Source organism: Weissella halotolerans DSM 20190, assembly GCF_000420365.1.
GTDB lineage: Bacteria > Bacillota > Bacilli > Lactobacillales > Lactobacillaceae > Weissella > Weissella halotolerans.
Genome location: NZ_ATUU01000002.1, coordinates 377,846 through 391,317, shown reverse-complemented (window position 1 = coordinate 391,317; position 13,472 = coordinate 377,846). Strand labels below are relative to the sequence as shown.

10 protein-coding genes are annotated in these 13,472 nt (G+C 42.1%); 4 read left to right on the top strand and 6 right to left on the bottom strand.

Annotation, left to right across the window (positions count from 1 at the left end):
• The first annotated feature begins 103 nt into the window (after positions 1 to 103).
• The gene (locus G414_RS0104580; protein ID WP_022791679.1) at positions 104 to 1,447 is read left to right on the top strand and encodes a TrkH family potassium uptake protein; all 1,344 of its coding nucleotides are present in this window, start codon (positions 104 to 106) and stop codon (positions 1,445 to 1,447) included.
• 327 nt (positions 1,448 to 1,774) lie between these two features.
• On the opposite strand, the gene G414_RS0104575 is transcribed toward G414_RS0104580, so the two are convergent.
• Positions 1,775 to 2,473, bottom strand: coding sequence for a ribonuclease H family protein (locus tag G414_RS0104575; RefSeq protein ID WP_022791678.1), 699 nt, complete (start codon positions 2,471 to 2,473; stop codon positions 1,775 to 1,777).
• 47 nt (positions 2,474 to 2,520) lie between these two features.
• Positions 2,521 to 3,195, bottom strand: a complete 675-nt coding sequence (locus G414_RS0104570; RefSeq protein ID WP_022791677.1) for a DUF6198 family protein — start codon at positions 3,193 to 3,195, stop codon at positions 2,521 to 2,523.
• Positions 3,196 to 3,385: 190 nt separating this feature from the next.
• On the opposite strand from G414_RS0104570, the gene G414_RS0104565 reads away from it, so the two are divergent.
• A complete protein-coding gene (locus tag G414_RS0104565; protein ID WP_022791676.1) occupies positions 3,386 to 3,979 on the top strand; it encodes a TVP38/TMEM64 family protein in 594 nt (197 codons plus the stop codon).
• Positions 3,980 to 4,033: 54 nt separating this feature from the next.
• On the opposite strand, the gene ppk1 is transcribed toward G414_RS0104565, so the two are convergent.
• The 3 genes from ppk1 to guaA form a co-directional block, all read right to left on the bottom strand.
• Positions 4,034 to 6,226 (bottom strand): polyphosphate kinase 1, encoded by a 2,193-nt coding sequence (gene ppk1 / locus G414_RS07295; RefSeq protein ID WP_022791675.1) that lies wholly within the window; start codon positions 6,224 to 6,226, stop codon positions 4,034 to 4,036.
• 3 nt (positions 6,227 to 6,229) lie between these two features.
• The gene (locus G414_RS0104555; protein ID WP_022791674.1) at positions 6,230 to 7,600 is read right to left on the bottom strand and encodes a DUF2252 domain-containing protein; all 1,371 of its coding nucleotides are present in this window, start codon (positions 7,598 to 7,600) and stop codon (positions 6,230 to 6,232) included.
• A gap of 189 nt (positions 7,601 to 7,789) precedes the next feature.
• Positions 7,790 to 9,343, bottom strand: a complete 1,554-nt coding sequence (guaA, locus tag G414_RS0104550) for a glutamine-hydrolyzing GMP synthase (protein WP_022791673.1) — start codon at positions 9,341 to 9,343, stop codon at positions 7,790 to 7,792.
• Positions 9,344 to 9,510: 167 nt separating this feature from the next.
• On the opposite strand from guaA, the gene rlmD reads away from it, so the two are divergent.
• Together rlmD and G414_RS0104540 are read left to right on the top strand one after the other, a co-directional pair.
• Positions 9,511 to 10,929, top strand: coding sequence for a 23S rRNA (uracil(1939)-C(5))-methyltransferase RlmD (gene rlmD / locus G414_RS07290; protein WP_236695790.1), 1,419 nt, complete (start codon positions 9,511 to 9,513; stop codon positions 10,927 to 10,929).
• Positions 10,930 to 10,959: 30 nt separating this feature from the next.
• The gene (locus tag G414_RS0104540) at positions 10,960 to 11,529 is read left to right on the top strand and encodes a TetR/AcrR family transcriptional regulator (protein ID WP_022791671.1); all 570 of its coding nucleotides are present in this window, start codon (positions 10,960 to 10,962) and stop codon (positions 11,527 to 11,529) included.
• 39 nt (positions 11,530 to 11,568) lie between these two features.
• Here G414_RS0104540 and G414_RS0104535 read toward each other — a convergent pair whose 3' ends face one another.
• Entirely contained in the window at positions 11,569 to 13,440 is a 1,872-nt protein-coding gene (locus G414_RS0104535; protein WP_022791670.1) for a heavy metal translocating P-type ATPase, read from the bottom strand.
• Positions 13,441 to 13,472 lie beyond the last annotated feature (32 nt).

Below are 13,472 nucleotides of genomic sequence, written 5' to 3'. Positions count from 1 at the left end.
TATCCACAGAATGTGGTAAAAGAAAAATATTTTTCCACTAAATGTGCTTGGTTATGTGCAAAACTTTTGTATAATGGTGAGGAATGTTGGGAGTAATTTAATTATGAATAAAGTGATGGATCGTTTAACCCCACCGCAAATTTTGACGATGGGCTTTCTGTTAATTATTATTGTAGGGGCTTTCTTGTTGACCCTGCCACTTGCACAAAGTCCAGGCCAACACGTAAGTTATTTAGATGCCTTGTTTACTGCGGTATCAGCGACCGCGATTACCGGACTCACAGTGGTTAATACTGCTACTACTTGGTCATTGTTTGGACAAGTGGTTATCTTAGTAATGATAGAAATTGGCGCGTTAGGTTTTATGACCTTTGCGGTACTTTTACTAACCTTGACCAAGCAGCGTTTAGATTTGAAGGCACGTTTATTGGCTCAACAGGCTTTAAATTTGCAGAATTTGAGTGATGTGCGTACTATGCTGACTTACGTCTTTTCGCTATCAGCCATTATTCAGCTGATTGGTATGGTTTTACTAGCGGTAGATTTTGTCCCCCGTTTTGGTTGGGCACAAGGTTTATATTATAGTTTGGCCCATTCAATTTCGGCATTTGGAAATGCAGGATTTACTTTCTTTTCGGCTCCAATGTCTCAATTTAAGGGTGATCCTTATGTCTTGCTGGTGTTGATGTTCTTAATCTCGGCCGGTTCCTTAGGCTTTTTGGTCTGGCGTGATTTATTATCTTGGAAATCACGCCACCGACGGCTAAGTTTGCATACGCGAATGGCATTAGCAACCTCCGGGTGGTTAATAGCAGGTGGCTTTTTTGGCTTTATGTTGACCGAAAAGTTTTTGGCCGGTATGAGCAGTTTAGATGTTTTCCACCGCATAATTGATAATTTATTTTTAGCGATTGTGCCCCGAACGGCTGGGCTTGAAGTTATTCCAATGTCTTCCTTATCAGCGGGCGGGCTAATTATTGTGATGACCCTTATGTTTGTCGGTGGAACGCCAGGATCGACCTCTGGGGGAATTAAAACGACTACCCTAGGTATATTATGGTTGCAATCCATGGCAGCGCTTAGAGGGCAAGAACAGGTGAATTTCGGCGATCGACAGATTAGTCAATCTAATATCATTAAAGCGATGATGTTAGCAGTGATTTCGATTGCCTTTGTCCTGTTTGTGTCATTGATATTAAGCATTACGGAAACTGTTCCTAAAGGGTATGGTTTAGAATATATAACCTTTGAAGTAATCTCTGCTTTTTCTACTACCGGTTTCTCACTAGGTCTTACTCCCCATCTATCTGCAGTTGGGAAAGTCATCATTATGTTGGTGATGTTTATTGGCCGAGTCGGCTTGTATACAGTCATGTTTTCAGTCTTAAATATTCGTGACCGTCCAACTCATTACCGCTATCCTACAGAAGAAATTATTATTGGATAAGGTTAACAAAAGCCCTTAGCAACATTTGTTGCTAAGGGTTTTTTTGGTGGGTAAAAAAGATTTCACAAAGTCGGAATAAAGTTGTTCGTGTTACACCTGTTGATTTGGCGCACCTTTAACAAGGCTTGAAAATTAGTGTGAAAAAATGAGCAAAAGCAAAAGGAAGTATCCTTTTTTGATTGTGATAAAAGTTCAAACGCTAAAGGTAAGGATTTGTAGCGGATGTTACATGACTTAACCATATAAAAAAAGACAGTCTAACTCGTAAGGTATATGCGATCAGGTGACTGTCTTAGATAGGATTTGCCTGATACAGATGATTGTCTTTTAATCCAGATTATCCATGGCTTGGTTGAGTAATTGATCAACTAGTTGATTACCCCTACTGGTTGCGTGGCCCTTTACCCAAATAAAGCTGACCTTTTCTTGTAAGGATTGCATGAGTTCAAAAACCGTCTGCCAGCCCGCCAGGTTAGCAATCGGGCCGCTTGCCTTTTGCCAACCATTGGCCTGCCAACTGTACATCCAATCCGTTACAGTGTCTAAAACGTATTTAGAGTCACTGACAATGGTTACGGGCTGGGACAAATCCTGGGCGACGTTCAAGGCCATGATAAGGGCTGCTAGCTCCATGTCATTGTTTGTGCGACCGTGGTATGCCTTTTTTGCTGTGTAGGTTGGCGTTTGCATATCAGTTCCTTTAAACAATGCGATGGCCCAAGCAGCCAGATCAGAAGCTTGAACGTGGCTGCCTCGGTGATTACCGGTATTGCGACTACCACCATCTGTGAATAGGTAGTAGTGGTCTCTTAATGGTTGAATATGGCCATTATAGATGGTTTCATAGTGGTGAGCTTGGTTAGTGCCAGCACCGGTTTGTTCTGCAAACCATTTTTCGGCTGCAGCTTGGCTAGTAAAGCCTTTGTATTTAGGCGCAGGTTTTGTTTGGGTGAATTTTTGAACCTGTGACCAGGGTTTGGTGTAAACACCTTCGTATTGGTTACCTACAATGGCATAAGTTTTCATGGTGTTAACTCCTTCAATAAAAAAGAGAGGAAGACCTCTCAAGTTAATTATTTTGTTTTGTGGACCAATTTAGGGAAGATATGTTGGTCTGCCTGAGATATGATATACCCCTGACAGAGAAAAGAAAAGATGGTACCAATGTTAATGGCTACCAGTTTGCCACTTATTAGCCAAACGGTTAAAGATATTAAAATAGGGATGGCAAAGTTTAACGTTTGAGCGATGACGACATTTCCATGAAAATACTTGAAACGCATAACATTTGTCCAGTCATCTAAGGGGTGGAGAACAACGGCCAGGCGCTGCGTGATTGAGATACCAGTGGCAATCATGCTAATTCCAATGAAATCGAGCAGCAGCCGCACAAAGTAGGGGATATGTTCAGTTACCCCTAAGTGAATAAAAATGCGGGTGGTAAAGCCAACTAAGACACTAAAAAGGAAAACAAAAATCATATTTTTAATAAAGCGGCTCATTTGTACCTTACCAACCATTAAGATTACGAGGATAGCCGCCCCAAAGCCAAAGCTAAATAAAAAGAGATCAATCGGTAAGTGAGTAGCTGCCGATAGGTTAGCGGCGGCAGCCGTCCAAGGAGCGGAGCCTAGGTTAGTTGCGACTGTAAGTCCATTTCCAGTCGCATTAATACATAAACCGGCAATGAAATAGAATAACATTTCCAAGTGGGTCAGTGTACGCTGGCCATCGTGTTCGTTGATCATCAGATTACTGACCCTCCTCTTAGACTAATATGTTTTAATCCAACTAATCTAATTTTAACAGTAAGTATAATGAAATCATAGGTGATTATCATCGGGGGCGTCTTGTTTTAAGCTTTCTCTATTAAGTCCTTGGCATAATGAGAAACTACATGCATTAAAGTAGCGGGTAGTTGTGGTAATGGGGGGTACTATGCAAACAAAATATACTAAATGGCTAATTCAGTCAATTTCATATTTGGGCCTAATTTTCACCGGGTGGCTTGTATATGATCTATATAGTAAAGGAATTTTCACTGACGGAGACGCTTTGATAAGATTAGTGAAAGGATATGGTGTTTGGGCACCCACTATTTTTGTTATCATTCAAATTGTACAAGTTGTTATTCCTATCATTCCGGGGGGAATCACGTTACCGGCAGGTGCTTATATCTTTGGCCCTTTATGGGGCTTTGTTTACAATTATCTAGGGATTGTTATCGGATCACTGATCTTATTTGGCCTAGGCAGACGTTATGGGCGTAGAATTGTTGATGCTTTTGTATCAGAAAAGACGATTAATAAATACATTAGGCGATTAGATGGTAAGGGCTGGCGAACAACATTTGCCTTGCTGATCTTAATGCCTCTTGCCCCTGATGATGCACTGGTTTTGCTAACGAGTTTAAGTGATATGTCTTGGCGAGAATTTACCTGGATTATCATTCTATGTAAACCAGCGACGGTCTTTGCTTATAGTATGGCAGTCATGTATGGTGCTGACTGGGTTATGAGAATGCTTAGTTGAAATGTTTTACATGAAACAAAAAGGTTCGTACCCAATGGGTGCGAACCTTTTTCGTTAGCTATGATAGTAGACAAGCCAAAGGATAATTGCTAGCAAGGTGATAATAATGCCCTGGTAGATTTTGTCCCGGGTAAACCAAGGCTGGAGCTTAGTTCTGGACAAACTAACTGCTTGGTTAAGTTCGGATGTTTTTGGTTGATGATCGATCATTTGGATAAACGTCTGCTGTGCCGACTGACCAAGCGGATGCTCACTTTTAAAATAGCGACCATCTTTGTTTAAAAAGAAGCCATCGACGTCATCTTGGGCATAAAGCTCAATGATGGTTAAAAGTTCCTGCTTAAGCTTTGCATCAAGGATGGGGGCTGCTAATTCAACGCGATTATCCATGTTGCGGGTCATTAAATCGGCTGAGGAAATCCATAGGCTAGGTTCTTCATCTGTGAAGAAGGCATAAATACGACTGTGTTCCAGAAGTTCGCCAACGATACTTGAAACAACGATATCTTCTTTATCACCACACACGCCTAGTTTCAGACAACAAGCACCACGATCAACTAAACGGAAGGGCACGCCTAGTTTAGCTGCAGCGTAAATGGCATCAATGACTTCTTTATCAGTAATGGCATTCGTTTTTAAAAAGATACGCCCTTGGCCAGTAGCTAAGAATCGGTCTGTAACATGTTGGATATTTTGAATGACCATATCCTCAATCCGGTGTGGTGAGGCAGTAACAACTTCATAGGTAGGGGGTTGGGCATCTGGTGTTTCAAGATAATGGAAAAAGGCTTCCAGATCGTTTACATACTCGGAACGACTAGAAAATAGATTAAGATCCACAAACTGTTGGGCACTTTGCTCATTATAATTACCGGTTCCAATATGGACGAAACCTTTGGTAGCGGCTCCAGCTTTTTTGAGGATTAGGCAGGTCTTGCTATGGACCTTCATATGTTCCTTGCCGAAGTAGACTGTGCAGCCAGCATCCTCAAGTTCATCGACCAGTTCTAAATTATGTTCTTCATCAAAACGGGCCCGTAGTTCAATCAATACAGAGACCTTGATACCACGTTTAGCTGCTTTTTTAAGGAGCGCAATGACTTGTGATTGTTCGGCAACCCGGTAGATTGTCTGTTTAATGGCAATGACTTCGGGGTCGTTGATTGCCTCTTCTAAGAAATGGAGAAACTGACTGAAGGCATCATAGGGATATTGTAAAAGTAAATCTTGTTTTTCTAAGTAAGATAGCATGGAGGCATCCTTTGGCCAGGTGCGACCCACAAAGGGGGGATAGAGCAAGTGGGGATGCTTTTTGCCAAACTTTTTACAGAGTTGGAAAAGGAAAGTTAGGTCCAGTGGACCAGGAATGGGGTCATAGCCAGTTCTTGGGAGTTGAATTTTGGTGATAAGCGCTTCTAAAAAGGCGGCGTCTGGTTCATTGTTAGCTACATCAACTTCTAACCGGGTAGCGTGGCCTTTTTCGCGAGCAATTAAGTATTGTTCCATCTTGGCGACAGTACCAGCAGTCTCATCCTTTTCAACATCCATATCAATATCTTTATCACGAGTGATTCGAAAAACAAAGGCGTTGCGAATGCTAGCGTTTGGGAAAAGGACTGCTAGCTCATGGACCATTAAGTCTTCTAATAACAAGTAAGTTTTTTTGTGTTGGTCGGCTGGAACTTTGACCAGTCGTTTTAATTTGGCAGGGACTGGTATCAGGTAGTTACGTGTCTGACCCTGTTGATGAATGGTAACACCGATCGTCATGGAGCCATCTTTGAATTTTGGAAAAGGATGTTCTGGGTTAAAGGGGATTACGGTAATAAAGGGCGTAACCCGTTGCGTAAAGTAGGTAGCTAAAGTCATACGCTGCCTTTGGGTTAATTGATTATAATGGGTTAAGGTAAAGACATGTTGGTCACTTAGAATTTCTAATAAGTGGCTGAGACTGTCATATTGAAGACTAATATTTTTTAAATTCCGGTCATGAATAGCAGCCAATAAAGCTTGGGGTGTTAGGCCAGATTTTGGATCACGCCCATTTTGACCTAGGGTAATCAGACTTTGGATACTAGGGACCCGTACATTAAAAAATTCATCTAAATTATTGGCTGCGATTGCAATAAATTTTAGGCGTTCTAACAAAGGTACAGTAGGGTCCGTTGATAGACTAATGACCCGCCGGTTGAATAAAAGCCAACTTAGGTCACGATTATAAAAATGTTCTTCTGCTCTTTGCATCATAATTTAATCCTCATGCATAAATGTTTGATAGTCGTAGTGTACTTGCTTTAGATAGTTGCGTGAAAAAGTTATGAAAGCTTCTGGTAACCAACCTTTAGCACCTAAAAAGCCGACAATCATAGGTGAATTAGGAGATTGACTGTGAGCACGGGCCATTAAGGTGATGCAGACCAGGACATAGTCTTTATAGGCTGACCAATCTAATTTATCAAGATTGATGGATCCTTTCATATCTTTGAATTGACGTACGTAAAAGCTTCCGTAATCTGTATCAAGGTAGCCTAGGAAGGGGTCAGAGGCACTTTGCAAAATTAGTTGACTGTCAACGATATTTTGTCCCTGGGTATGATGGTGGCTTTTGTAGATCTCGGCTCCTTGGTAAATTGGTAAAGCCTGTTTAATTTGAAGAACAAGATAGTTGTTATCAGCGTCTTCTAATAACATCAAATAGCATAGAGTGCCAACACTGCCTACACCTACTGTGTGTCGAACAATATCGACGATGTGAAAATCTTCTAAAAAAAGTTGAGCATCACACCGGGTATGGGCCCGGTACGTTAAATAGCCAGCGACTAATTGCTGGTAGTCTGTATGTGAAATGTGGGTCGTAATAGGGGCGTTTTCCTTGAATTGGCGCCGACCAGCATTGTTAATTTCGGTATATTTTTTTACAGCAAAATTTGAGTCACTGCGCAGGGCCTTTTTGATGCTTTTTCGAATGAGTTTGTCAAAGGACGTTTCAAAGTGGTCGGGGGTTCCGTCTAATTGCCCGAAAATTTGAATGATATTTTCCAGGGTGCTGGGTAAGGTGAATTTAACCAGAGGAGATAGGGCGTTCATGTGACTGAGCGAATTGGCGTAGGTATCGATTGCATTTGCTAGAAAATGGTCGACGTCCTTTTTATCGAAGGCGTGCTGTTCGGCCACTAAGAGGCAACTAACCAAAAACCGACGCAAGTCAGTTTCCCAATGACCAATCCGTGCTTCATCAAAGTCGTTCATATCAAAGAGTAATTGTCCTTCAGGAGAACCGTAAAAACCAAAATTTCCTAGATGGGCATCTCCGTCTAGTAGAACTTTGACCCCACTCGTCTTAAGCTTAGCAAGATCATGGTTCATTAAATCGACGGTTCCACGAAAAAAGGCAAAGGCTGATTCAGACATGCGTTGGCGCTTGATGGTTAATAGTTCTGGAACTAATAGCGAGTTACGGATGTTTAAAATGGGCTCAACTGGACGCTTGATAGGTTCAAAATAAGCGATATCATCATGCTTAATGTGTTTAGCTAATTTTTGGCCAGCAGAAACGAGTTTATCAGTTGGTTCAGCGACGTCGGTTCGTTGAAAATTATAAGGTGAATTTGGTTTACGCATACGAACTCCTAGTTCTGATTAAGGTATTTCTTCCTTCATTGTACTATAAGTTAATTTGTTTATGTTTCATGTGAAACTGAGTTTTGCCATGATATAAATAAAAAGCCTGAAAGCTGGAGAGCTTTCAGGCTTTTTAGAATGGAAAAATATACTAATTTAAAAGTAAGATAAGTAGTTTTTGGTGATACATTATTCCCATTCAACGGTTGCTGGTGGCTTAGCGGTAATATCGTAGACGACGCGATTAATATGATCAACTTCATTGACAATTCGGCGGGAAATCTCTTCAAGTACATCCCAAGGTAACTTGGCAAAGTCAGCTGTCATGCCATCAACAGAGGTAATGGCCCGCACGGCAATTGTATAATCATAGGTCCGCAAATCACCCATGACACCGACGGAACGCACACCAGTTAGAACAGTAAAGTATTGCCAGACATTGTCTTCAAGGTTGTGTTTAGCAATCTCATCGCGTAGGATGGCATCAGATTCGCGAACAATCTCTAACTTCTCTTCCGTAATATCACCTAGAACCCGGATACCAAGACCAGGCCCAGGGAAAGGTTGTCGCCAAACTAAGTGATGGGGGATGCCAAGCTTTTCGCCAAGCTCACGCACTTCATCCTTGAAGAGTGTGTTTAAGGGCTCAATTAGTTGAAATTGCATATCCTCAGGTAGGCCCCCAACATTATGATGGGATTTAATTGTTTGGGCAGTATCTGTTCCTGATTCAATGACATCGGTGTAAAGTGTGCCCTGAGCGAGATAGTCGATACCGTTTAACTTGGTTGCCTCTTCGTTAAAGACTTGAATAAATTCATTACCAATAATTTTACGCTTTTGTTCAGGGTCAGTAACGCCAGCTAATTTATCTAGGAAACGTTTTTGAGCATCGACTTTGATGATATGTAGGCCGAATTTACCACCTAGGGAATCCATGACTTCCTGGGCTTCATTTTTACGTAATAAACCGTGATCTACAAAGATGCAAGTTAGCTGATCGCCAATTGCTTTTTGTAAGAGAACTCCAACAACAGATGAATCTACGCCACCTGATAGGCCAAGTAATACCTTTTTATCACCTACTTGTTGGCGAATTTCATCAATCTGTTCATCGATGAAGTCATCCATGGACCAATCATGTTTTACTTGTGCAGCCCGGTCAACGAAATTCTTTAGAATTTGCATACCGTATTCACTATGCTGGACTTCTGGATGGAATTGAACGCCGTAGAAATTCCGTTGCCGATCTTCCATTGCTGCAAATGGGGTGTGGGCTGAGGTTGCCGAAACAGTGAAACCATCTGGAATGCTTTCAATAGAGTCGCCGTGTGACATCAAGACAACTTGTTGTTTAGGAGTGTCAGCAAATAAGAGTGTGTTAGGATCTTCGATGGTGATTTCAGTTTCACCATATTCAGCAGCGTGTTCGGCTGCGACCACCTTGCCCCCGGGGAGCATGTGGGCCATTAGTTGCATACCATAGCAAACACCAAGGATGGGAATACCCAGCTTGAATATATCAGGATCAATGGTGAAAGCATCTTCTTCATAGACTGAATTAGGACCACCTGAGAAAATAATGCCCTGGGGGTTTAATTCCTTAATCTCTGCAGCCGTCAATTTGTGTGATTTAAGCTCAGAATAAACGCCTAGCTCGCGAATACGACGTGAAATTAATTGGTTATACTGGGAACCAAAGTCTAGAACAAGAATACTATCGTGTTTTTTTGTGTTCGCCATGGGGGCCTCCTTTTAAATGATTGTCTTTATTATACGGAACTTGCCGGGCTTTTCCAATAAAAAGATATTAGACACGGCTGGTGTCAGGAGGAGGCTTTAGGTGAATGTTAAGGCAGCGTGTTAGAATGAAACTAATTATATTTTTGAAAAGGATGTTTGTAGAACGAATGACAAAAAACGTAAGAACAAAACCTAGTGGTCACAACCAAGGTAAATATTCAAAAAGAACAGCCAGGGTTAAACCAGATGATGAATTGCTGATTACCATTAAGCGACTTGGTATTAATGGTGAAGGCATTGGTTATTATAAAAGAAAGATAACCTTTATCCCTGGAGCACTTCCTGGTGAGGTGGTTGAGGTCAGGGTAAAAAAAGTGGCTGACCATTATATCGAGGCCAACCTTCTAAAAATTAAAAAGGCTTCACCCGAGCGGGTAACCCCAGAAGATGATCAATCTGTTGGTGGGGCAGAGTTAGCGCACTTAGCTTACCCAGCTCAATTAGTTTTTAAACAAGATGTTATTCGACAGGCCTTAGAAAAATACCGGCCAGCGGGTTATCGAGATTATGTATTGAAGCCAACCTTGGGGATGGATGAGCCACGGGCTTACCGTAATAAGGCTCAGTTTCCAATCCGTAAGGTTAATGGTAAGTTAGCGGTGGGTATGTATCGACGACAGTCACATCACTTAGTAGATCTACCAAAAATCTCTACGCAACACCCAGCCACCTTGCATGTAGTACGGACAGTGAGGGACATTATTGCACAGTTAGGGATTCCTGTATTTGACGAAAAGACACATCAGGGTGATATTAAAACGTTGATTGCACGGGTATCCGAATCTACAGGGGATGTGCAGTTAACTTTGGTAACGAATAGTCATCAGTTGCCACAAGAAAGAACCTTATTTAAGGCTATTCATGAACGATTACCTGAGGTGGTATCTATTCATCAAAATATCAATCCAGGGACGGGATCGCTTATTTGGGGCGATGATACACGCCTTTTGTGGGGTGCGGAGTACATTACCGAGGAAATTAATGGTAAACACTTTAAACTTTCTCCCCGAGCATTCTTCCAACTAAATCCCAAGCAGACAGAACGTTTATATCAAGAGGCATTGGTGGCGTTAGATTTAACCCATGCGGATAACTTAATTGATGCCTATTCGGGTGTTGGTACCTTGGGACTTTCGGTTGCTGGCCAAGCTGGCGAAGTACGCGGAATGGATACGATACCGGAAGCGATTGATGACGCAATTGAGAATGCTCAGGCGAATGGCATTACCAATGCGCACTATTACGTGGGACAGGCTGAGCAGTTGATTCCCGCTTGGCAGGCAGAAGGCTGGCAAGCTGATGCATTAATTGTTGATCCGCCTAGAACGGGTCTGGATACTAGTTTACGTAAGCTAATCGTCAAGACGCGGCCAGCAAAGTTTGTCTACATTTCATGTAATGCATCAACTTTAGCACGCGATTTAGTTGATTTAGCTAAGGTTTATCGAGTTGATTATATTCAGTCCATTGATATGTTTCCGCAGACAGCACGTTGGGAAGGCATTGTAAAATTCACCTTAAAATAAGGGTGAAGGTTGCTAGACAGGAGGTTGTGGATGGCTAAAGTGACAAATGATGATATTTTTTTAGCAGCGCAAGCCGTACTAGTAGACAAGGGCTATGAGAAGGCACGTTTAGCTGATGTGGCTCGTAAGTTGGGCCTTACGTCGGCTGCCCTATACAAGCATTTTAAGGATAAAGATGCCTTGTTTAGCCAGGCACAGCAGGCCTGGCTAAACAAGATTGATGAGCCAATTTTGGCATTGGCACAGCGAGCTCCGGAAGAAGAAAGGCAGTCAGCCTTACATGATTGGTTATGGCAGTTGGCGAGTCAGCGCAAGCAGGCATTTTTAGCAGCTCCGGCCATTACTGCTTTTTATTGTACTCAGTTAAAAAACAGTGGGGTATTGTTAGATGCAAGGATGGAGGAGTTTGCGGCTAGTGTTGAAACCATCATGGCTTGGAAGACCTTCCGTCATCGACGCGGATTAACCATTATGCAAACGTTCACTTATTATTACCATCCTTTTTTTGTAAATACTTGGATGGACAACCTTTATAAGACAATGTTTGAATCTGCCTGGTTAGAAATACAGCCGCTTATCATGCAAGCAGATGAAGCTTAATAAAAATAAAACCAAGACCCCAGTACTGGGGTCTTGGTTTTATTTTTTCAACAAACGCATGGCATTTAAAACGGCAATTAATGTGATGCCGACATCAGCAAAAACAGCTTCCCACATATTGGCTAAGCCTAAAGCGCCCAGTAGTAATACAACACCCTTAACGATGAGGGCTAAACTAATATTCTCTATGACGATACGGCGTGTTTTTTGTGCGGTCAGCATAACCGGTGCTAAGTGATGCAATTGATCATCAGTAATAATCATATCAGCGGCTTCTAAAGCTGCATCAGAACCTAGTGCCCCCATGGCGATACCAACATCAGCAGTTAATAACACGGGTGCATCATTGATGCCGTCACCAATGAAGCCAATCTGTTCCTGAGGCTTGGCTTGCTCTTGCAAGTGTCTAATATAGGCTGCTTTATCGGCCGGCAAGAGCTTACTTTCTACTTGGTCTAGTTTCAGTTGATCACCAATTGCCTTTGCCGTTTTTTCATTATCGCCAGTCAATAAGATAGTTCGGTCAATACCAGTTTTTCTTAAGGCTTGTACAGACGCTTTAGCATCTGTTTTTAGTGTATCAGCAACAATAATTTGGCCCGCATAATGTTGGTCGATGATGACAAAAACATGGGTGCCTGTCCTTAATTTAGGGAGGTTAGCGGGATGCTTTAACTTTGTAAGAACTGATTGGTTACCTATCTGTACTGTATGTTCATCCACGACAGCGGTAAGGCCAACCCCGGCTAATTCAGTGACTGAACGAGCCTGGTAAGGGTTGTGGGTTCCTTTATCTGCTGCAACAATTGATTGGGCAATGGGATGGGTAGAATATCTTTCACAAGCGGCGGCAATAGCTAACACCGTTTGGGCAGTAAAGTTGGGGCCGGGATTAACAGCCGTCACTTTAAAGGTTCCCTTGGTTAAGGTACCGGTTTTATCAAAGGCCATTGTTTTAACCTGATTTAAGGCGTCTAGATAATTTCCGCCCTTAATAATAATCTTGTGCCTGGCAGCAGCAGTTAAACCAGCGACATAAGCAAGGGGCACGGATAATACTAAGGCACAAGGGCAGGAAATGACTAAGAAGACTAGTGATCGCTCAAACCAAGTTGACCAATCGCCACCAAGGAAGATGGGTGGTATCAAGGCTAGCAAAAGCGCAATACTAGCAATGATTGGTGTGTAATAGGCAGCAAATTTACTAATAAATTTTTCAGTAGGGGCTTTTTGTTGAGCGCTGTCCGTCATTAATTTGAGAATTTGAGTCATGGTTGAATTTTCAAAGGTTTTTGATGTCCGCACGGTGAGTAGACCTTGGCCATTAAGGGAACCACTTAAAATATGGTCACCGGTTTGAACTGATTCGGGTAAAGATTCTCCCGTTAGTGCAGCTTTGTTTAGAGTAGATTCGCCACTAATAACGGTACCGTCCAGGGGAATTTTTTCTCCTGGCAAAATTTGGATAACACTACCAATTGCCACTTCTTCAGGTGTGACGTCTTGTTGGTTACCATCTTTCAACCAATGAACTAACACTGGTTGTTCTGACAAGAGTTGATTAATTGAACGTTTTGAGTGGTCCGTGGCAATATCTTCTATGACCTCACCAATTGAGAAGAAAACCATAACGGCAATGGCTTCTGGGTATTCGCCCAAGATGATAGCGCCAAGGGTGGCTAAGGTCATAAGGAAGTTTTCGTCAAAAAGTTTACCTTGCGTTAAATGGCGAAAGGCTGAAATAAGGACCTTACCTCCGGCTATCAGGTAAGCACATAAGAAAAGGAAAGTTTGCAAGGGAGAATTTGATAATTGCCATGCCAGTAGGCCCAGTGTGATGCTAAGGACAATGGCCAGACAAGTTGATTTTTGTTCGCTAGATAAACTAGTCAATTTAGATTTAAGCTTCATGTTTATAGCCCTCAATTAATATATGAACGTTT

Coding starts and splice junctions, on each gene's coding strand:
- G414_RS0104580 (WP_022791679.1), top strand. CDS start 104: ATGAATAAAGTGATGGATCGTTTAACCCCACCGCAAATTTTGACGATG.
- G414_RS0104575 (WP_022791678.1), bottom strand. CDS start 2,473: ATGAAAACTTATGCCATTGTAGGTAACCAATACGAAGGTGTTTACACC.
- G414_RS0104570 (WP_022791677.1), bottom strand. CDS start 3,195: ATGATCAACGAACACGATGGCCAGCGTACACTGACCCACTTGGAAATG.
- G414_RS0104565 (WP_022791676.1), top strand. CDS start 3,386: ATGCAAACAAAATATACTAAATGGCTAATTCAGTCAATTTCATATTTG.
- ppk1 (WP_022791675.1), bottom strand. CDS start 6,226: ATGATGCAAAGAGCAGAAGAACATTTTTATAATCGTGACCTAAGTTGG.
- G414_RS0104555 (WP_022791674.1), bottom strand. CDS start 7,600: ATGCGTAAACCAAATTCACCTTATAATTTTCAACGAACCGACGTCGCT.
- guaA (WP_022791673.1), bottom strand. CDS start 9,343: ATGGCGAACACAAAAAAACACGATAGTATTCTTGTTCTAGACTTTGGT.
- rlmD (WP_236695790.1), top strand. CDS start 9,511: ATGACAAAAAACGTAAGAACAAAACCTAGTGGTCACAACCAAGGTAAA.
- G414_RS0104540 (WP_022791671.1), top strand. CDS start 10,960: ATGGCTAAAGTGACAAATGATGATATTTTTTTAGCAGCGCAAGCCGTA.
- G414_RS0104535 (WP_022791670.1), bottom strand. CDS start 13,440: ATGAAGCTTAAATCTAAATTGACTAGTTTATCTAGCGAACAAAAATCA.